The organism is Alkaliphilus oremlandii OhILAs (genome assembly GCF_000018325.1).
Classification (GTDB): Bacteria; Bacillota; Clostridia; order Peptostreptococcales; family Natronincolaceae; genus Alkaliphilus_B; species Alkaliphilus_B oremlandii.
On record NC_009922.1, the window covers coordinates 2,435,821 to 2,456,463 of the forward strand.

Annotated in this window: 13 protein-coding genes; 2 read left to right on the forward strand and 11 right to left on the reverse strand. The window is 37.2% G+C overall.

The features are described from left to right. Positions 1 to 13: 13 nt before the first annotated feature. The 3 genes from CLOS_RS11875 to modA form a co-directional block, all read right to left on the reverse strand. Complete coding sequence (locus CLOS_RS11875) at positions 14 to 1,078, reverse strand: sulfate/molybdate ABC transporter ATP-binding protein (RefSeq protein ID WP_012160122.1); 1,065 nt, start codon at positions 1,076 to 1,078, stop codon at positions 14 to 16. Then, positions 1,075 to 1,761 carry a molybdate ABC transporter permease subunit gene (gene modB, locus CLOS_RS11880; RefSeq protein WP_012160123.1) on the reverse strand — a complete coding sequence of 229 codons (687 nt, stop codon included), beginning with the start codon at positions 1,759 to 1,761 and terminating at the stop codon, positions 1,075 to 1,077. Before modB ends, CLOS_RS11875 begins: the two co-directional genes overlap by 4 nt. Before the next feature lie 136 nt (positions 1,762 to 1,897). Continuing rightward, complete coding sequence (gene modA, locus CLOS_RS11885; protein ID WP_012160124.1) at positions 1,898 to 2,713, reverse strand: molybdate ABC transporter substrate-binding protein; 816 nt, start codon at positions 2,711 to 2,713, stop codon at positions 1,898 to 1,900. A 224-nt stretch (positions 2,714 to 2,937) separates the two neighbouring features. Between modA and CLOS_RS11890 the strand changes: the two genes are divergently transcribed. After that, entirely contained in the window at positions 2,938 to 3,978 is a 1,041-nt protein-coding gene (locus CLOS_RS11890) for a copper amine oxidase N-terminal domain-containing protein (RefSeq protein WP_012160125.1), read from the forward strand. Positions 3,979 to 4,042: 64 nt separating this feature from the next. On the opposite strand, the gene CLOS_RS11895 is transcribed toward CLOS_RS11890, so the two are convergent. Beyond that, positions 4,043 to 5,344, reverse strand: coding sequence for a Na+/H+ antiporter family protein (locus tag CLOS_RS11895; protein ID WP_012160126.1), 1,302 nt, complete (start codon positions 5,342 to 5,344; stop codon positions 4,043 to 4,045). Between the two features lie 356 nt (positions 5,345 to 5,700). Here CLOS_RS11895 and CLOS_RS11900 point away from each other — a divergent pair, with 356 nt between their 5' ends. Further along, positions 5,701 to 7,005 carry an APC family permease gene (locus tag CLOS_RS11900; protein ID WP_242649574.1) on the forward strand — a complete coding sequence of 435 codons (1,305 nt, stop codon included), beginning with the start codon at positions 5,701 to 5,703 and terminating at the stop codon, positions 7,003 to 7,005. Positions 7,006 to 7,163: 158 nt separating this feature from the next. Here CLOS_RS11900 and CLOS_RS11905 read toward each other — a convergent pair whose 3' ends face one another. From CLOS_RS11905 to CLOS_RS11935, 7 genes are all read right to left on the reverse strand, one after another. Then, positions 7,164 to 10,688 (reverse strand): AAA family ATPase, encoded by a 3,525-nt coding sequence (locus CLOS_RS11905; protein ID WP_012160128.1) that lies wholly within the window; start codon positions 10,686 to 10,688, stop codon positions 7,164 to 7,166. Beyond that, entirely contained in the window at positions 10,678 to 11,898 is a 1,221-nt protein-coding gene (locus CLOS_RS11910) for a metallophosphoesterase family protein (protein WP_012160129.1), read from the reverse strand. The genes CLOS_RS11905 and CLOS_RS11910 overlap by 11 nt, the downstream gene beginning before the upstream one ends. After that, a complete protein-coding gene (gene addA, locus CLOS_RS11915; protein WP_012160130.1) occupies positions 11,895 to 15,488 on the reverse strand; it encodes a helicase-exonuclease AddAB subunit AddA in 3,594 nt (1,197 codons plus the stop codon). Before addA ends, CLOS_RS11910 begins: the two co-directional genes overlap by 4 nt. A 157-nt stretch (positions 15,489 to 15,645) precedes the next feature. Then, entirely contained in the window at positions 15,646 to 17,316 is a 1,671-nt protein-coding gene (mutY, locus tag CLOS_RS15690) for an A/G-specific adenine glycosylase (RefSeq protein ID WP_083757169.1), read from the reverse strand. A gap of 96 nt (positions 17,317 to 17,412) precedes the next feature. Next, a complete protein-coding gene (locus CLOS_RS11925; RefSeq protein WP_012160132.1) occupies positions 17,413 to 18,225 on the reverse strand; it encodes a hypothetical protein in 813 nt (270 codons plus the stop codon). Between the two features lie 251 nt (positions 18,226 to 18,476). Beyond that, positions 18,477 to 19,199, reverse strand: a complete 723-nt coding sequence (locus tag CLOS_RS11930) for a FlxA-like family protein (RefSeq protein WP_041719333.1) — start codon at positions 19,197 to 19,199, stop codon at positions 18,477 to 18,479. Positions 19,200 to 19,313: 114 nt separating this feature from the next. Further along, positions 19,314 to 20,516: a metallophosphoesterase family protein gene (locus CLOS_RS11935; RefSeq protein ID WP_012160134.1), complete on the reverse strand. Its 1,203-nt coding sequence runs from the start codon at positions 20,514 to 20,516 to the stop codon at positions 19,314 to 19,316. Between the last annotated feature and the right edge of the window lie 127 nt (positions 20,517 to 20,643).

The following is a 20,643-nucleotide window of genomic DNA, read 5'->3' on the forward strand; positions in this document are numbered from 1 at the left end:
GTTCTCACCCTTCTTATTTTAGTAAGAGTATATTCTCTTTCTCTATTGTACCAAAAATTTTACCTTGTTTCTGCATTTTTATAACATTATTTGCTTCTTCTTTATTATATCGACATATGATACGCTGTGCAATCTCTTTGGACTCTGTAGGAACTACTTCTAAAATCGTCTCAAATGGTGATTGCACCACTTTTTCTATGGATATTTCAAAAGAATTTTCTTCTCTACTATGGTCTGTTATGAGGATCCTCTTTGCACGAATCCCTACAAACTTTATATCCTCGTCGATGGGATCTTGTAGATCCAATTCAATATGCCAATCCTTAGCCAATATCCGCCTAGCTCCTATTTTCTCTATTGGACAAATATTTTTACAGCCTGTAAGCTTGGCTCCTTCCAGCGTTTTCGGTCTACTGAATATATTTTCTGTGGTATCTTTTTCAAAGATTCTACCATTGTTCATAATGGCCGTACTATTACAAAATTTGTAGACTTCTTCGATACTATGGGATACGTAAATCACAGGCCCATTATAGTTATTTAAAACTTCACCAAATTCGTCTTCTATAGAGAATCTTAAATGACTATCCAGCGCAGAGAAAGGCTCATCCAGCATCAGTATATCCGGCGACTTTGCCATGATTCTTGCCAAGGCCACACGTTGTTGCTGCCCTCCTGATAGCTGACTGGGGTACCGCTGCCCAAGACCCTTTAGTTTAAATAATTCTAAATAATTTTCAATGATCTTCTTATTCTCAGCAGAATCTTTTCCGTCCATTCCTATGGCAATATTTTGAACTACAGTCATATTGGGAAAAAGAGCGTAGTTCTGAAACATTAACCCTGTATTCCGTTTCTGTGGTATCAGATTAATATTCTTCTTGGAGCTAAAGAGTATCCGATCATTGAGAACAATCTCCCCTTCATCCGGTGTAATAACTCCTGCGATACATTTTAAGGTCATGCTTTTTCCACAGCCTGACCCCCCCAATAATCCCAGTCTTTCGTTATGAGATTCAAACTGAGTCTCCAATTGGAAGTTTCCTAATTTTTTAATAATATCTACATAGATTTTCATTTAGTCGTACCTCCACTGATGCTCCTCTTTTCTTTAAATCCTAAATAATTCATAAATCCTAGTACAACTAATGAAATACCTATAATGATCACAGTCCAGAAGCTAGCCACCTCTGTTTTACCAGATGCATTGGCAAAGTAAATGGCAATGGGAATGGTTTGCGTAACCTTTGGAATATTTCCCGCAATCATCAGGGTAGCGCCGAATTCTCCAAGGGCTCTAGCAAAGGCTAGAATCGCTCCTGAAATAATGCCGGGCAGTGCAAGAGGTATCATGATTTTAATGAATATCTTCAACTCTGAAAGTCCTAATGTTCGAGCCGCCCATATTAAATTCATATCGATCTGGTCGAAAGCACCCTTCGCTGCTCGATACATCAGCGGAAAAGATACAATAATTGCAGATATCACCGTTGCCTCCCAGGTAAATATGATAGAAATGTTGATTTTAGAGAGAAGATTTCCAATAAAGCTGTTTTTACCAAAAAACACTAAAAGTATATACCCTACAACAGTAGGCGGAAGAACTAAAGGAAAAGTAAAGATAACATCTAAAATCCACTGAACCTTACCACTAGCATGGAGCATACATCGTGCAGCCACGATGCCCAGGATAAAGGTAAAAAATACGGCAACCAGTGAGGTTTTTAGAGATATGATAAGTGGCGATAAGTCAATGTTCATTTCTGCTCCCTCCAAGCTTAATAGACGATATTACTCCCTATGTATTATAATAACCTTTAAATATAGAAATTTAAAGGTTATTATATAGAAGTTATATATTTTTAAAATCACATACCCCAAGGTATGAATTCAACGATTATGATAATGGAGAGAATCCGTATTTAGTGAATACTTGCTTTGCTTCTTCTCCGAATAAGTAGTCTACAAAATCCTGTGCAGCTTCTGTGACTTGGCTAGACTTTACTACACCGATTGGATAGATTACTGCTTTGTGAGATCCTTCTGGTGCAGTTAAAGAAATTTTTACTTTATCGCTGATTTGTGCATCTGTTTGGTAAACAAATCCTGCCTCTACGTTTCCTGTTTCAACCCAAGAAAGAACTTCTCTAACGTCCTTTGCAAAAACAAGCTTTGATTCAACAGCATCATAAATATTTAGATTCTTTAATATTTCATCTGTATATTGACCGACAGGAACACTACCAGGCTCACCTACAGCGATTTTAGTAATATCATCCCCTGTAAGCTCTTCCACCGCCTTAAGTTCTTTTCCGTTCACTGGAACAATTAAGGCTACTTTGTTTTCTAAAATATCCTTTATAGAATCCTCTACCATAAGTCCCGCATCTTTTAATGCTGTCATTTGTTTTTTACCTGCGGAGAAGAAGATATCAGCAGGAGCTCCTTGCTCAATTTGTTGCTGTAGAGAACCGGAAGCACCAAAGTTGTATGTAATATCAATGTGCTTGTTCTTTTCTATATACATAGCTTTAATCTCTTCTAAACAATCTGTAAGACTGGCAGCGGCAGATACTGTTAAGGTAACTGGCTCTTCTTGTTTTACTGGTTCATTGCCTGTAGGCGGTACTTCGTTTGGCTTCTTTACATTACATCCTGTTAGAACAAAAGCCAATACCAGAAGTAATACAATGCTTTTTTGAAATTTCTTCATAAAAATTCTCTCCCCTTTTCATTTGCGCTAAATTCATTTTAATTTGTTTTAATTAGGTTTTGTTAGGTATAAAACCATTAAGTAGACTTTAACATATTTTTGTCAGGGTGTCAATTTCGATGTACTTTGAAATTAAAAATTATTTCATCGTTTTATGGAACTTTTTTTTTATTCTGTCGTCTAACCTAATGTAAACAAAATTTATTCAAAGGAGATGTGATATTATGAAATTTAAACAAGTTCTTGCGGGACTTATGTCCTTAACTATTATAACAGCTTCCGGCGTTACAGCTTTTGCTAACGATATCCAAACGATCACTAATGAAAGCGATGTGAAAACTGCGTTGCCAATCAATGCTATTTTAAATAAGTTCCAGTTCCAATCTTTCACTGGTAAAGTAACCGAGATTCGAGTTTCTGAGGATAATGCAGACAGAACATATATCTCAGTGGAAGGGGAAGGAGAGCGACTAGCCACTATTTTAATAACGAAGGATACTTATGTTGTAAGTCAGGATGAGATTAAGGTAGGAGATACAGTTACTGGATATTACAACGGCAACGCGCCAATGATTATGATTTATCCACCGCAATATCATGCTGAAGTTGTAGTTGTTAATGATACTAAAGAAATTATTAAAGTTGACGTGTTTGATAAAGACTTGGTAAGCTCTGATAATTTCTTGAAGTTAAATATATCTGATGAAACAAAAATAATGTTACAAAATGGAGAGGCTTTTGGCGGTGAGCTCGCAAACCGAAAGCTTGTGGTTTCCTACACAGTTTCTACAAAGAGCATTCCCGCACAAACCACACCGAGCCAAATCGTTGTGCTTTATGAAGATGCAGAGCATCCGATCATTGAAGTCGATGAGAATGATGACAACGTTTCCGAAGTAATTGGCGATGTTTCTAAAATGGATATTGTTGTTGAAAATAAAAAAATAACAGCGCCATCTGCCTATCTCAATGAAAATGGTACTGTCATGGTTCCAATCCGTGCAATTGCAGAAGCTTTAGGCTCTGAGGTCAAATGGGATGATGAACTTAAAAGTGTTACCATAGATAAAGGCATCTCCTTTACCCTAGGGAAAGATTATTATGTTTATATGAAAACTGCACCGATTAAATTAGGAGATGCTCCAGAATTAGTAGATGGCCACACTTTCGTTCCACTAAGCTTTTTTAGAGAGGTCATGAAACTCAATAACGCTTATGTATTTGAAGGACAAATCGATATCAATACTGGAGAAAAAATGCAGTAAGAAATGTAAAACCCATGTGCAAAAGGGTGCTTGTCGCTCCTTCTGCACATGGGTTTATTTTGCGTTAAAGTATTAATGCTGCAATTGTTCCAAAGATGATTAAAGCTATATTATAGTGTAGAAATGTCGGCACACAGGTATCCCAAATATGGTCGTGCTGTCCGTCTGCATTTAATCCTGAGGTAGGTCCTAAGGTACTGTCTGATGCAGGGGATCCAGCATCTCCCAATGCTCCAGCGGTTCCAACTAAGCAGATGGTCGCTGCTGGACTAAAGCCTAAGGCAACACATAAAGGCACATAAATCGCCGCAATAATTGGAACTGTACCGAAGGATGTACCGATTCCCATGGTCACGATTAGACCAATTAATAGCATGACGAAGGCTGCGATAAATTTGCTACCACCCATGATCCCAGCTGAAACCTCTACGAGAGTCTCAACGCCACCAGTTGCTCTAAGTACAGATCCATAACCTGATGCAATCAGCATTACAAAGGCAATAAATCCCATGAGTCCAACGCCACCATTTACCATGCCATCCAGCTCATTTAACTTGAATGATCCGAATGCGATCATGATTGACAAGCCTATAATTGCTCCTAGAGGAAGAGAGCCCGTTAGAAGCTGTATGCCAAAAGCAGCAACTGCTGCGATTAAAGCACCCATTTGCTCCTTCTTCATCTTTACAGTTTCTCTTTCCACTTCTACGTTGGACATCCCCACATCTTTGTAGTCCCTAGGTTTTCTATAGGTGATTAAGATCGCTATAAAAAGTCCAATGATCATGCCTGCTCCTGGAAGGAGCATAGACTTCCAAATCATGCCAGTTTCTACTGGAACACCGTTATCTATCAGAGCATCCCTTATAATATTGTGGAAAATAAGACCGAATCCAACTGGAAGCATTACATATGGGGCTTTCAGTCCAAAGGTCAGTGCACAAGCAACCGCTCTCCTATCAATCTTCATTTTATTCATAAGAGCAAGCAGTGGTGGAATTAGAATTGGAATGAATGCAATATGAACAGGGATTAAGTTTTGAGAAAAACATGCGATTCCTGCAATTAAAAATATAAAAATACGACTTTTCCCTTTAACTAAATTTCCAATCTTTACAACGAGTATGTCTGCTACTCCTGTTTTACCTATGGCAACTGCTAAGGCGCCCAATAGTATATAAGATAATGCAGTTTCTGCACTACCACCCATACCACCGATTAATGTGCCCATGGTGTCGCCCAGAGACATTCCTGCTAATATTCCGCCCGCTAAAGCTGATAAAATAATTGAAATAAGTACATTGACCTTAAGTAGACACAATACTGTCATGATGATTACCGATAGCACTACCGGATTCGTCAACATTTAACCCCCTCCTACCTATTTTATTTATTAAACCTTATTAAATTATATTCAATCATGGTTTCTTTAGACGTGCCTCGCACAAATATAATTTATATAAACAAATACCAATTTTTATATTTTTAATTTTTAAAATATTTTGTTTTATTTCATTGTACTAGTTAATTTACATAAAAAATAGAGTTTTTGTAAATTTTAAAGATAAATTGTTAATAAAATTTCATTTTACAAAAAGTTCTTTATCTATCAATTGATTAATAAAATATCCCATGTTATACTTTTAACTTGTGCCGAAATTTTGCAATCATACTATGATTTTTCATACCCATGAAAAACTTTCAAACAAGGAGGAAAATAATTTGTCACAGCAAAACTTGAAGAAAGCAATTACATTTCCACAGGCAATATCTATCGTTGTAGGAGTTATCATAGGTTCCGGTATATTTTTGAAAACAGGGGTTGTTTTTCAAAATGCTGGTTCCCCATATATGGGCATCCTCGCTTGGTTCGTGGGCGGCATTATTACCCTAACCTCTGCTTTGACCATAGCTGAGATATCCTCTGCAATTCCACAAACAGGCGGTATCTATACGTATCTAAAGGTTCTATATGGAGACACTTGGGCCTTTTTATTAGGTTGGGTACAAAGTATCATCGCCTATCCTGCATCCGTTGCAGCATTAGCCATTGCTTTTTCCACCTTTGCAACGTTTTTTATACCATTGACTGAGGTTCAACAAAAATTACTTGCAATTTTTATCCTACTATTTGTCGCTATTATGAATATGATCGCTACAAAGTTCGGTGGAATGATTCAGCTGATATCAACGATTGGCAAGCTGATTCCCTTGATTGTAATCATAGTTTTTGGTCTAATTAAAGGAACCGCTAATGATTTTAGCTTTATCAGCAATACTACGGCACCTAGCTTAGGATTCGGTGCAGCTCTACTTGGCACATTGTGGGCATATGATGGCTGGGCAGGTGTAACCACCATTGCAGGCGAGCTAAAAAATCCAAGCAAGGAGCTTCCGAAAGCGATTATCTTAGGTGTATCCTCTGTAATTGGTGTTTATGTAATATTTAACCTAGCCTTATTAAAGATTATGCCAATGAATGAAATCATTAATTCTGCTAAACCAGCATCCGATGCAGCTACCATACTATTTGGTCAAAGTGGTGCTGTATTTATAACAACGGGCGTACTGGTTTCTGTATTTGGTGCATTAAATGGTTATATACTAACGGGAGCAAGAGTTCCTTTGGCCATGGGTGCAAAAGGACAGCTACCTTTCTCTAACTTTTTAAAACAAATTCACCCTAGACTTAATACACCAGCAAATTCATTAATGGCCATATCAATTTTAGCCATACTTTATATACTTTCAGGTTCCTTCAACACACTTACAGATTTAACAGTGTTTATACTATGGATCTTCTTCGTAATGACTGTAGCTGGCATCTTTATATTAAGAAGAAGAAGAGACATAAGAAGACCTGCCTATAGAGTCCCCCTATATCCCATTGTTCCTTTAATCGGTATCTTAGGAGGTTCTTACATCCTTTACAGTACATTGATCAGTTCTCCTATAAATTCTCTAATCGGAATTGGAATCGCTCTATTGGGACTGCCTTTCTACTTTTATCTACGAAGGAAAAGATAACGATTGTCACAAAGATATATGTATCCATTTTAAAAAATAAAAACCATGGATCGAAGAAATGCTCAGTTTCTTTTATCCATGGTTTTCTCCTTTAAAATACTACCATACTTAGAAATAATTCATTGAAAGCGTAGTATTACTTTATAGAACTTGTTCGTCTATATAATTTTCACACGAGTTCCTTCACCACCAAATTCTGGAGGGAATACCATCAGCTTAATGGGTACTCTATTTTTAAGTTCCTCCACATGACTGATAATACCAACACTTAATTTTTCTGAATGCAGTCTTTCTAAAGCAGTCATTACAATTTCAAGAAGATCGCTATCCAATGTACCGAAGCCTTCATCTAAAAAGAAGAATTCCAGCGGTGCACTTCCCTTCAATTGAATATGGGAGGATAATGCCAGCGCAAGAGACAGGGAGGTTAAGAATGTTTCTCCTCCTGAAAGGGTGTTGGTTGCCCTTCGAATCCCACCATTAAAATCATCCCGCATAATAAAGTTGCCGCTACTGTCCAGCTCTAAGGCATACCGTCCCCTTGTAATATCCTTTAGCCATTTAGAGGCCTCCCTTGCGATATATTTTAGCTGGTTGATGGCCACATACTCCACAAAACGATTTCCCTCCAACATTTTACTAAGCTCTGAAAGTAAATCCAACTGATGGGTTATCTTGTTCTCTTCTTTTTTCAGTTGTTTCATAGCTTCTAGCTTCACGTTTGTATCCTTAAGGGTTTGCTGCACTTCGCCAATTTCCTTAGCCTTCTCCTCCTGGATATTCTTTTTAGTGGTCAGGGACTTTTCTAGGGTCTCCCATTGGTCTACAGTTATAGCTCTTCCATCTAAAGCTTTCTGAATCCGCTCTAGATTCTGATTCACTTTTTTTACTTCGTCATCGTAGGCAGTTATTTCATCTTCTAAGATGTCGAGTTTCTGATCCTCAAACAAATACCCTTGGATTTCCTCTATGGAGCTAAATCCTTTCTCCTTGGAGAGTTTTTCTAACTCTTGGACTTTCAAAGCATATTCTTGCACTAGATTAACTTTGTTGTTTTCTGCAATGGCTTTTTCCTCCAGCTTACTCTGCTGAATCCCTCTACCTTTTTCAACTCTTCCCTTTAGCTCCTTCTCTTCTGCCTCTACCTTCTGCATTTCATTTTGTAAAGCAGTTTTATAGGCTGTAGGATTGTTTCCATCGGTTAACATTTTGATCTCTTCTCTGGCTAAAGATAGTTTTTCCTTGTTTCCATCTAGCTGCTGTTGATTTTTTACCTTTTCTAAGTTCAAAGCATTCACTTCATTTTGTAAAGTCTCTTTTTGTCGATTTTCCATTTCTACAGCTTTTCTTAAATCTTTTAATTCTTTTTCCTTTTTCGACCTTTCTTTATCCATTTCTTTGATCCGCTCATATTCGACAGCAATATCTTCAATTTTAAGGTCTTTGTTTATTTTTTCAATGATTGCAGATAAATACTTTATCCTCTGAGATCGCTCATCCAGTTTTAGGCGGATCGTATCTTGATTTTCACCATCTTTTTCTATCTTGGTGCTCAACTCCGTAATCCTAGTGTTCGCAAGGCTGATTTTCTCCTTATACCGCTCTATCCCTTCCTCTAGTTTATTCTTTCCTTGGAGATAAGCTTCCCGCTCTTTCATTAAAGCTGGTATTTCTACCTCTAGCTTACGAATCTCTTCTAAAAGCACTTCCAAGTTTACATCCTTCATAAGATTTTCTAGTATAGCTAAGTCGGATCTCTTTAATTCCTCTTCCTTTAATATTTCAGCGATGCGAATATCCAGATCCACCTTCTTCTCTTTCAATGTAGACGTCACTGTCGTCATTTCTTGAATACGATGGTGATAATCCGCTGTTGAGGCCACTTCTCCACCCACAGCAGGATTTGGATGATCCTTAGAGCCACATACGGGGCAGGCTTCTCCATGATGCAGATGTTCAGATAGCTTTAGTGCAAGATATTCAATCTCTATATTTCTGCTTTCTTCCTTTAACCCTTCTAACTGGCTTTCAGCCTGCTGGATATCAACTATGTATTTTTCCTGCTGCTCTTGTAGAGATTCTCTCGTTTTTACTAATTGCTGGATGGCTTTGTTCAGATCTATTTTTTGAGATAGATTTTGTTCTAAGGCTTTCCATTGATTTTTCTTTTGGTCCAGCTCTGTTTTCTTCGCAAATATCGTACCCTCTTCTTTCAACGGGCTATTTTCCAAGGAAGTTTTCTCTTCAAAAAAGGATTTCAATACAGATTCTAACTGTTGCCTCGCCTCTAATTCATCCTTTAGCTGAACCTTATTTTCCTCTATGACCTTATCTAAGTCCCGCAGAATCTTCTCTGCTTCATTTTTTTCTACTTTTAGTCGGTTTCGATCCTTATTTAAGGTATATCCTTCCTCTAAAGCTTCTCGATGAGATGGTTCCAAGTATATTTCCTCTAAAGTTTTTTCTATGACCACGACTTCCCTTTGAAGCTGAGCCACCTTATTTTTTGATTTCTCCAATTCCTGGGATTTTTCTTTGCTCAAATTGCAATGATAGTGGTAAATTTTTTCAAGCCCTTCGATTTCTTTTGCTAAAATCAAGTTCTGCTGCTCTATTTTCTCCGCTTGTTTGCAGTTTTCTATTTTTGCTATAAATTTCGGAAACTTTTCCTCCTTACATATTAAAGCATTTTGATATCGGTCTTCTAACTCTTTCAATAACTTACTGATCTTCGGCAGCTCCTTTTCCAAAGCGTCTAAGGCCAATTGGTTCTGGTTGATTCTCTCCTCTAAAGATTTTAGGTTTTGCACATAAGCCTTTAATTGATTGGCCTTTTCTCCTAAAATGAAGGTTTTTCTTTTCTCCTCTATTTCTGTTCTTTTTTCTCTCAATAAAACTTCCATCCCTTTGTAGGATGCCATTTCTCCTTGTAATTCCCAGATTTTTTTACTTTGCTGGTACTCCTTGTCTAAGTCTTCTATTTCTTTCTTCAGAGCCTTCTCTTCCACCAATAATAAATGTAGTTTCTCCGATACTTCTTTGTAGTAGCTCTCGTTCACTCCTTCATAGCTCTTCAACTGTCCTTCTAAGTCCATTCGTTTTGCATCATATTTCTTTCGCTCTGCATTAATTTTTTCTACGATATTTTTGCCATACTGCTCTAAACCAAAGATTCTTTCCAGCATATTCCGTCTTTCTCTGCCTGTTAGCTTTAAAAATTCGCTGAACTTTCCTTGGGGCAGAACTACGGAACGTGTAAAGTCCTCTGCATTTAGTCCAATCACTCGGATAACTTCATTATTCACACTGGTAACACTATCTGCCAGTACAGTTACTTCTTCTCCATTGATTTCTATGATTCGAGCTACAGTCGTTTCTATGCCACCATTTTTTTTACGCTTAATACCACGCTCCAGTCTGTAGGTTTTTCGTAGGCTTCCATCCAAGATCTCAAACTCGAAGGAGACCTCTCCTCGATCGGCTTCTGTATTGATAAACTCTTTCGAATCTCTTGCAATATTGCCATAGAGCGCTAGGGTAATGGCATCTAATATGGAGGATTTTCCACTGCCCGTAGGTCCAAAAATACCGAAGAGCCCCTTCTCTACCAATCGATTAAAATTGATGATTTGTTCATTATGAAAGCTATTGATTCCCTTGATCTTTAATAGGCTAGGCCTCACTTTTTTCACCATCTTCCTGCAAAATCTCGCTAAATAAGTCCATCAGTGCCTCCGTAGGATGAACGCCATTTCGATGAATGTAATAGTCCTTAAATAAGTCCTCAATCCGCATGGTGGAAATATCCTCAATTTCCTCTTCTTCTCTCTCCATCTCCTTAAAAATCGGCTTAATCTCTACAATATGAGGGCGTGATCTTTTCATTTCCTTAATTTCCGATTGGGTCATCACTCGGTCCGTTTCTATCTCCAAATACACCCAGATGTCTCGCTGTCCATCCTCTTGGCATCTTATTAATGCTTCTTCTATGCTCTTGCACTTCCAAACCTCTATGGGCTTATAGTTTTTTAAATAGATTTCCTCTACCTTCGTTTCTTGTCCCACATTAGCTTCTACCAAATAAACGCATTTGCTATAATGGATTTCTTTTTTACTATATTCAATCGGAGATCCGGAATAATAAGCCTTCAGATTGCCACTGCCCACTACTTTTTGGGGCTTATGTAAATGGCCTAAGGCCACATAGTGAGCATTTTGTGGCAGATGATTGGCATCTACAGTCAATGAGCCGCCCAGCTGAATGGGTCTTTCCGATCCCACTTCCTCTCCCCCCATAACAAATAGATGAGAGATGGCTAGGTTTATGGTATCCTCTCTATATCGCTGCGATACTTCAGCAAAGATTTCGCCGATTCGCTCAGAATAAGATTTTCTTCTAGCTTCATCTTCTATTTCATGTGAAACAATTTCATTTAATCTTTGTTCACTAGGATAGGGTAGCGTCAGTATCACTGCTCTTTCTCCCTTGATATCCAACTCTAGAAATCCATCCCCAGAATCTACGATTTCAAAGAAGCCATATTTCCCTATTTCAGCACGACTCTTCGGCTTTCCCAATATGAGAACCCCATGGTCGTAAGCCAAAGGACTAGCTGCCGCCAATCGTTCTGGATTATCATGGTTTCCAGCCACTATAATGATGGGTCTCTCCCCATTTTGGGAAAGTTTTTTTACACTGTTATAAAAAAGTCTTTCTGCCTGAGCAGGAGGATTGCTGGTATCGTAAATATCGCCAGCAATCAATATTAAATCCACTTCCTTTTCTTCCACAATCTGATTTAATTCTTCTAGAAAGCGTTCTTGCTCCTCCAATCGACTATGCCCCTCTAGGCTTTTCCCCAAGTGCCAGTCTGATGTGTGTAATATCTTCATAGCCTCACTCCTTGATCCACATCAAATAAATATAAATAGGTTTCCTTTACTTCTCTTCCTGTAATACGTTCCAGTGCCTCCCTATAAAGAGATAGCTGCAACTCATACCTTGCCACAACAGCAGCAATATTCCCATTCAATACGATATCATTTTTATAGTCTATTAAGATGAGTCCGTCCTTCTCCTCAAAATAACAGTCTATGATTCCCTGTACCAGGAGCTTATCCTCTATGTCATCGGATAATCCTTCAATGACTTCACCAGCAGATTTTTCAATAATGAAAGGAGATTCCCGATATACTTTTTTTGCCTTTCGCATCCTTTCTCCGATTGGGCTATAAAAATAATTTAAGATTTTCTTCGTATCAACTACCTTTGATTCCTCTTCTGTAATCAACTCTCTGGCTACCATCCAATGGATTTGTTCTCTGATGTCCTCTTCGCTACCCACTTTGTTTAAATCTAAATGCTGTAGAACAAAGTGAATGACCGTTCCCCGCTCTGCTGCTGTAAAGGTTGTTTTCCCTTCCATAAACTTTGGCGACTTTACTAAAATAGGAATCTGATGAGCGATGACATCGATTTCATTGATATGTGCTTTTTTTATATCAGACACAGAAAGTTTTGAGGGGATTTGGACACTATGAGGATGATCATACTTCCAATTCAATCTGTTTTCGATTTCCTCTTTATATTCTGTATAGCCACCAGATGAAAAATCCTCCCTATTGAAATAGAGCAATTTCTCTCGATAGTCTTCTTCTTTTAAGACTTTATCCTGCTCCTCCAGTACGATAACCTGTCTACCTAAGATATTGATGGTCCATTCTGAGTCCTCCATGCCATCGGAAGCAGCATCAAACCCTAAGCCTCCTAGTTCCCTTAAAGCTTGGCCATCTGGATGTTTTACAAGAGCAGTACCGATCCAATCCAAATAATTTTTTGCATTCATCAAGGAATACACATTATCCGCTTTACTCCATTTTTTGACCTGTTTCTCTATATTTCGAATAGAGCCAACCACAATCAGCTTGTCCTTTGGCCTCGTAAAGGCAACGTATAGAATCCTCATTTCTTCTGATAAGCTCTCTATTTTAATCTGATCCTTCATTGCCAGCTTTGCAATGGTATCTCTATAGGTTCTTAAATTCGGGTCTGTAAACTTCGGTCCTAAACCCAAATCCTTATGGAGTAGCACATCTGCGCTGGTATCCCGAAGGTTAAAGTTTTTCCCCATACCTGCTGTAATTACTACGGGGAATTCCAATCCCTTACTTTTGTGAATACTCATAATCCGAACGACATTATCATTTTCACCAAGAATTTTTGCTGCCCCCATATCGCCCTTGCTGCTCTGCAATTTTTCGATAAACTTTATAAAATTAAATAATCCCTTAATGGATGTTTTCTCAAATTGATTGGCACGATCGAATAAAACTCTGAGGTTCGCCTGACGCTGAAGCCCTCCAGGCATAGCCCCTACATAATAGTAATAACCAGTATCCATAAAAAGCTTCCAAATAAACTGGTCAATTTTAATATAACGTGCATCATTGGCCCATTGGTTCAGTTTTTCTATAAAAGAAACCAGCTTATATTTTAAATCATCAGTTTTTTCTTCCACATATTTCTCTATGGCATCGTAATAAGTTCCCGTTTTGTCATTTACTCGAATATGAATCAATTCCTCTGTTGTAAAATCTCCAATAGGAGACCGCATCACACTGAGTAAAGGGATATCCTGCCTTTTGTTATCAATTACCCTTAATAAATTCAGAAACATATTGACTTCTATGGCTTCAAAATAGCCGGTGTTCGCATCTGCGTAGGCTGGAATTCCTTCCCGTACAAATACCTCTAAAAAGCTTTGTGCCCAATTCTGCGTTGTTCTTAAAAGCACCACAATATCTTTATATTCTATTTTCCGATAGCCTTCAACTCTAGGATCATAGATCTCTTCATTCAATAAAGCCTTAATTCTTTTCGCCACAATTCGTGCTTCTACTTCAATATCTGCTAATTCCTGCAGTTCTTCTTCCATTTCCTCATCAATTTCCATGTTTTTTTCTATGAGGTTGATCTCAATGGAGGGATCTTGTATAGGCTCAAATTCTGTTCCTTGATATAGGGCCGCTCTTTCATCATAGTCAATTTCACCTAACTCCTTGGACATCATATGCTTGAAAATATAATTTACACCATTTAAAACCTGGCCCCTACTTCTGAAGTTTTTAGCAAGATCAATTCGTCGATTGATATGACCTTCCTCCGTTCCAAAGGTTTCATATTTCTCTATGAAAAGTGTTGGGTCTGCTAGTCGGAAACGGTAAATACTCTGTTTCACATCGCCAACCATAAACAGATTGTCCTCTCTTTTAATGGATTGGATCAGGGTTTCTTGTACAATATTGCTATCCTGATACTCGTCCACAAAGATGTATTCAAATTTTTCTCGATACTCCTGAGCAGCTAAATCATTGGCTAAAATCCGAAGGGCAAAATGCTCTAAATCGTTAAAATCTACAATCCCCTTATCGGTCTTTTTCTCTGTATAGCGCTCTGTAAATCCTATAACCAACCGATATAAATAATCCATCAAGGGATATAGTCTATTTAAATCCTCAACGTATTCCTCTGGACTGACATTGAAAATATTTTCCCTAATATCCTTTACAATATCCTTTGCCTTGTCCCGCAGGTCCTTACACTCTTCTTTTAAGATGGGATCACTATCCTTAGAAGTTTTTAGCCGAATGAAATTGATGCAATTGAGTTGTTCGTAAAAATCTGTAATTGGATTTTCTAGGCTATGGTAAAGCTCCTTGATTTGATCTAAGTCTGAAAGTATGGCTTCCTCATAAACATCGGGACCACCGGGCTCCAGTGCAATAGTTTGAGCGATCTCCAAAAGATCCATGGCTCCCTTTAATAAAATACCCATTCTTTTTTTTATGGTTCTAATCCATGGACTTTGATTGAATGCTTCAATGGATAGAGCAAAATCTTCTACTCTTTCCCTAAGCCATATTTCTGGATAGGGCTGACTTTGAATAAAACCGTAGATTTTTAAAACCAAATCTTGAAGGGGTCGATCTTCTCTCGTTCCGCCAAAAGCTTCTACTAGATTAAAGAATTCTTCATTACCTTTTTCATACTCATCTTCAAAGAGTTCTTCTAAGGCTTCCAATTTCATAATGCTGGTTTCCGTCACATCACCGATTCTAAAGCCAGGATCCACATCGATCATATGGAAGTGCCTTCTCACTACATCGATACAGAAGGAGTGAACCGTTGTAATGGAGGCTCTATTCAATAGGCTGAGCTGTCTTCTTAAATGCTCCTCCCCACCAGTCTTTTTTTCCATTTCTGTCATAATGGCTCCTGCAATCCTTTCACGCATTTCTCCCGCAGCTGCGTTAGTAAAGGTTACGATTAAAAGCCTATCGATATCGATTCGATCCTTTAAAATAATTTGAATAATTCTTTCTACAAGTACAGCCGTTTTACCAGAGCCAGCGGCAGCGGCTACTAAAAGGTTACTTCCCCTTGCATCGATGGCAGCTTGTTGTTCCTTCGTCCATTGTCTCATTTCCTACACCTCTTTTTTAAAGTTCTATGTTTATCTGATTTTTTCCGAACAAAATATGGATTATACTGCTTTTATTATACCATAGATAGAACTGATGTTTAGCGGTAAAAAATAACCCTAAAATCTCATTTGAATTTTAGGGTTATGGCTTACAAATTTATTTTTCAAATGTATTTAAATCATGAAGATCTTTAAAACTCAAAAATTTTTTAAATGCTGTTGGAACGGAATATTCTTTCTCCAATTCCTCAGAACCTGCCCAGATATAGGAACCGAATGGATGGGTACAGTGAACATAATAGCAGACCATGTCCCATCGAATATGGGTAAAAATATGGTGTGCCTTTTTCTGCTTTTCAATCCGATATTCCAAAGTACCCAGTTCTTCGAGATATAAAGAAACCGCATCTTCCTCTGACATCCCATCCCGATTTGGCAATTCCCATAATCCCTCTAGAACACCTTTTTCGGTCCGCTTTTGCAGCGCAACTTTTCCTTGTGAAACAAACACAAAAACAGTTAATTCCCGTGTTTTACGAGCTGTTTTTTCTTTTCTCACTGGTAAAAAGATTTGCGTATCGTTTTTATTCGCCATGCATATCTCTATAGCTGGACATTCATTGCACAAAGGCGCTCCATTTGGTAAACAGATCGTTGCGCCCAGTTCCATAAGGCTTTGAGTAAAGTCGCCGCATTGGTTTTCAGGGTACACTTCAGCCAACTGATTTCCCATTTCCTTCTTTACTTTTTCTTCATCGATACAGCGATAGTCCTCCGTAATTCTAGAAACTACCCGTAATACATTGCCATCCACTGCAGCCACAGGCAGGTTGAAGCTAATAGATGCAATGGCTCCTGCCGTATAGCTTCCGATCCCCGGCAGTTTTAATAATTCTTCGTGAGTTTCTGGGAAATTACCCTCATATTGTGCCACGATTATTTTTGCTGTTTTATGCAGGTTTCGTGCTCTGGAATAGTAGCCGAGACCTTCCCATAGCTTTAAAACCCTTTCTTCGTCAGCTAAGGCCAATGCATCAATGGTGGGAAAGGCTTGGAGAAATCGATTGTAATAATCAATCACCGTGTCTACTCGCGTCTGCTGTAGCATAATCTCTGACAGCCAAACACGGTAGGGATCTTGATTTTTACGCCATGGCAGATCTCGAGCATTCTTTTGATACCAATTCAGCAATTTTTCCGGTAGTCTTTTATAATTCTTCTTTTTCTCTTCCATGAGATGCTGGATATAACGAATATTGTCCTCATAAATCGGAATCATATTGGCTTCCGTACAGTACTGGGATAGCTTATCAATTTCAATCCATTTTACGCCACTATTTTCATCGGGCTTTATTCTTATTTTTTCCTTTTCGGAGCAGATAAAGCCAAAGGTTAGGTTATAGTGTTCATGGGCAGTAACTTGTTTTCCTTTTTTTATATGTTCTTGTACAGGTAGGGCTTCCGCTGAAAGAATGCTTCTGCTTACAGGGTACAGTTTTTCGACGCCAGTCTCCTCTTGCGCTTCTTTATAAGCCACCGAGTATAAATCAGTTTCCCCATCTGCATGGCCACCAGTCCATCCATAGCTATTGTATATATTATGATGAACCATCAATATTTTATCCAATTGAGGATTTAAAATAATAGCAGAGGCCGTCATATGCCCGTGAAGAGATTCTCTAAAGTAGAGTTTCTCTCCATACTGCTCTAACTCCGTCAAAATCTTATGCTTACTTTCCTCTTGCAAAGTGGTGCGAGGTGTAAATTGTTGAACCAGTGTAGTTGTATTCATCGGCTTTCCTTTCTCTTTAAAGCTCACTTTCATCATCTTTTGCCTTATTATAGCAAAGAGATGTATTCCTTTCAAATGGAATTTGATTACAATTGTTAGAGGAGCGAAGCGATATCAATGTGTCTCATCAGACTACTTAAACTTGATTTCGAAAATAGGGATCTTTTCCTCTAAGTTTCTTTTTAATACACGATACGTCTCTGCATTCTCATTTAAAATAATTGTCATCTTAGCTCTATTATTTTCCTGCTGAAATTGAATATACTGAATGTAATGATTTTTTATAGAAGTTAATGGGCTTGGTTCTATCTTATCTGATATTAAAGCATCTTCAAAGGCAATTACCATCTGATTATTTTCATCAAAATAGATACTGGTTTCAGGAATATCGGTATAAGCAGCATAAAAATTGGAGGCATCTCCCTCTGTCGGCTCAAACATAATTTGAATTCCATCAAAGTTTACTGCAATATCATAAATACTTCCTTTTTTGCCGGCTACGGTCTTTAAGTCTGTCCCAACGCTATTCCATTTTTCTTCTTCTACAATACGATAGCCATTACGACTCTTAATCATTCGAACTAAATAAGGGAACTTCTCATAGGAATTTAAGTAGTTGGTTCCATCTGCTAAAAATATAATCTCACTTTCATTCAATACGTTTTCCAGCTTTAAGTCTCCTGCCATAATTGGCAATCTATAAATTTCTTGCTGTTCTAAATCAACAATATCGTATCGCATTCCTACATCATCTCGATATGCTACAAAAATCCCATGCTGATCAATTTTATTATAGTGAACAAGCTGTTCTTTATAATATTTTTTCACTTCATCTAGGGTTTTTGGTAAGCTTTGAGATGTCTCATGACTTCTAGCATTACAGGAAATCAATATTGAAGAAAATAGCAAACATAGTGCTATAAAGAATTTTTTGTTTATTTTCATTTGAATCCCCCTATTTTTATTAACAATACCTACTCAAGTATTTATTTTTTTATTTATCCTACATCTTGGACTTACACATAAATCCTTTTATCAAGTTGTATAAGCTATATACAACAGCTGTTAAAGCAATACCACATAATATTCCTACTCGATACCTTTTCTATAAATATTCTTATGTAAAACAAAAAAATAGGATGATTTGTTATAAAAAAATCTCTAAATTCTTATTCGGATTTTAGAGATCTTGATTTTTATAAAGTAATATCTACTTTTTTATCCTCTTCTTTTTGCTCCTTTACTTCAATCTGATCTCCCAATATCGGCTTATAAATTTTAGGTATGTTTTTATCACCCCTAGTTGCATCTTTTTCTAAAGCTTTTTTATCATTTTCGCCTTTATTAGTTTCTTTGATCTTTGTGTTGATTCCTTCTAGTTCTTTTCCAATGTCCTTGGCAACTTTCTCTATATTGCTATTAAGCTCCGATAACTTTTTCTTCTTTTCCGATACATCTAGCCCTCGATCTTCATCCATCTTAATTTCTCCCCTAAGGACTCGGCTCTCTCCTTCTAATCTGGTCTGTATTAATTTATGATCTTTGATTTTATTGAATGAACTTGAATATGAAATTAGATTCTTATCTAAAATATCTTCATTTTTTACATTTTTATCTGATTTTTTTGCAGCTTCTTCGATTTTTTCATTTTTCTTTTCTTGTTCTTCCTTACGTATTTCCAAATTACGTTGCATCATTTGCCTATTTAGCTCTTCGATCTGCTCTCTAAGTTCTTTTTTTCGATCCATTTTTTGTTCTATGGTCATTTCTTCATTGTCGGAAATCTTCGTTAGCTGTTCCTGTAGGTTTTGCATCTGTTTTTGCAAACCTTCTATAATAGAATCTTTTCTCTGGTTTGCTATTCCTTGCATATAATTTTTATTGATTGGCTCTAGATTACTCCTGAATCCATTAATCATCATAGAAACCTCCCCTCCCCTTGTCTCTCCCAAAATGATATTATTTTATATCAAGATTTTTATAGTATTCTCTATAGGGGTTATCGGCTATTTAAGCCCTGATCTTTACTTCCACTAAGAATTCAAATCTAAAATCAATACTTCACCATCTTTATTTACGTGTAGCATCTTAGGCTCTACATAACTGTAAGCTGTTTCATTATTTATATTCTTATCATCAACTAAAATACTGCCACTGGAGAAAATTGTAATCAGTCCATCCCTAAAAACCTTATGATATCCTTTGGGCTCTGCCTGATGTCCACGAACAAAAATATCGAAACCGATACACTTTCTAAATTCTTCAAAATGAGTCTCCGTAAATCTGAATCTTACACTATCTTCTCTTAAATCTTCCTCTACGACCGACGGATCACTCCACATCATATTTTTTACGATGGTACCATTTAAATCATCCAAAATACTTTCATTCGTAAGGTCTGAGATCCTATTGATATATGAAAAAAAGCCTTTTTCTCCTTTTATCGGTCTTGGAATACCTCCATGGGTCAGCATTAATGTAATATTTTTATGGCAGATAAAAGAAATATTTCCTAGGCTGTTAAATAGACTTAGATATTGATCAATAATATCTATAGGGAGCGTTTTATTGGAGTTTGATAGATTGTATAGATATAACAAGAACCAGTCTTCTTCACTGTCTGCATCGGGCTTTCTAACCCACATTTTTACTGCGCCATCTTCAAAGAATCCACCATCGTGATTTCCTCTTTGAAGATAGATGTTCTGCGGAAATAGATATTTTAAAGTTAAAACACATTGCAAAGTTTTAAGATGGGCTTTACCCCTGTCCACATAATCGCCTAAGAATATCAGTTTAATCTTTACTTTGCTTATCACTTTATTAAAGAAACTCGTCTTTTCTAGAATCCTTTGAATACTGATGGTATCAGAGTGAATGTCCCCTATGACATAATACTCACAATAATCGTCATTAAATGAATATATATGGTGGCCTTGTTTACCATCCTCAAGCTGGTCTTTAATCTGTTTAATATTTAGACTTTCTTTGAAAATATCTTCATTTATTTGACTTCTTTCATTTCTGTGGATATTAAAGACTTCCTCAATTAAAAATCTATGGACTTGGTACAGATGGGTTAAATCTTCTTGTCCTAAGTCTTTTAACTCCTTCCAAACCAAATCGATAGTTTTAAAATAGTCCGCTCTGATTTCTTCCGCATTGGTATGGTTATGATTTAAAGTCTTTCTTTGTATTTCTCTCATTAAATTGATTGTCTCTACGTAACTCTCCATCTTTTCCACCACCTGTGCTCTATAAAGCTGACATCTGTTTCATATTTTTATTATATTGCATTCTCTACATCTCTATAATGGGATGCATCCCCTTTTAATGCAATTTAGACTTCATCCAATTGCCACT

Bases quoted from the DNA above. Each gene is read 5' to 3' on its own strand.
- CLOS_RS11910 (WP_012160129.1), bottom strand. From the start codon at position 11,898: ATGAAGATATTACACACATCAGACTGGCACTTGGGGAAAAGCCTAGAG.
- CLOS_RS11930 (WP_041719333.1), bottom strand. From the start codon at position 19,199: ATGATTAATGGATTCAGGAGTAATCTAGAGCCAATCAATAAAAATTAT.
- CLOS_RS11890 (WP_012160125.1), top strand. From the start codon at position 2,938: ATGAAATTTAAACAAGTTCTTGCGGGACTTATGTCCTTAACTATTATA.
- mutY (WP_083757169.1), bottom strand. From the start codon at position 17,316: ATGATGAAAGTGAGCTTTAAAGAGAAAGGAAAGCCGATGAATACAACT.
- CLOS_RS11935 (WP_012160134.1), bottom strand. From the start codon at position 20,516: ATGGAGAGTTACGTAGAGACAATCAATTTAATGAGAGAAATACAAAGA.
- addA (WP_012160130.1), bottom strand. From the start codon at position 15,488: ATGAGACAATGGACGAAGGAACAACAAGCTGCCATCGATGCAAGGGGA.
- CLOS_RS11895 (WP_012160126.1), bottom strand. From the start codon at position 5,344: ATGTTGACGAATCCGGTAGTGCTATCGGTAATCATCATGACAGTATTG.
- CLOS_RS11875 (WP_012160122.1), bottom strand. From the start codon at position 1,078: ATGAAAATCTATGTAGATATTATTAAAAAATTAGGAAACTTCCAATTG.
- CLOS_RS11925 (WP_012160132.1), bottom strand. From the start codon at position 18,225: ATGAAAATAAACAAAAAATTCTTTATAGCACTATGTTTGCTATTTTCT.
- modA (WP_012160124.1), bottom strand. From the start codon at position 2,713: ATGAAGAAATTTCAAAAAAGCATTGTATTACTTCTGGTATTGGCTTTT.
- modB (WP_012160123.1), bottom strand. From the start codon at position 1,761: ATGAACATTGACTTATCGCCACTTATCATATCTCTAAAAACCTCACTG.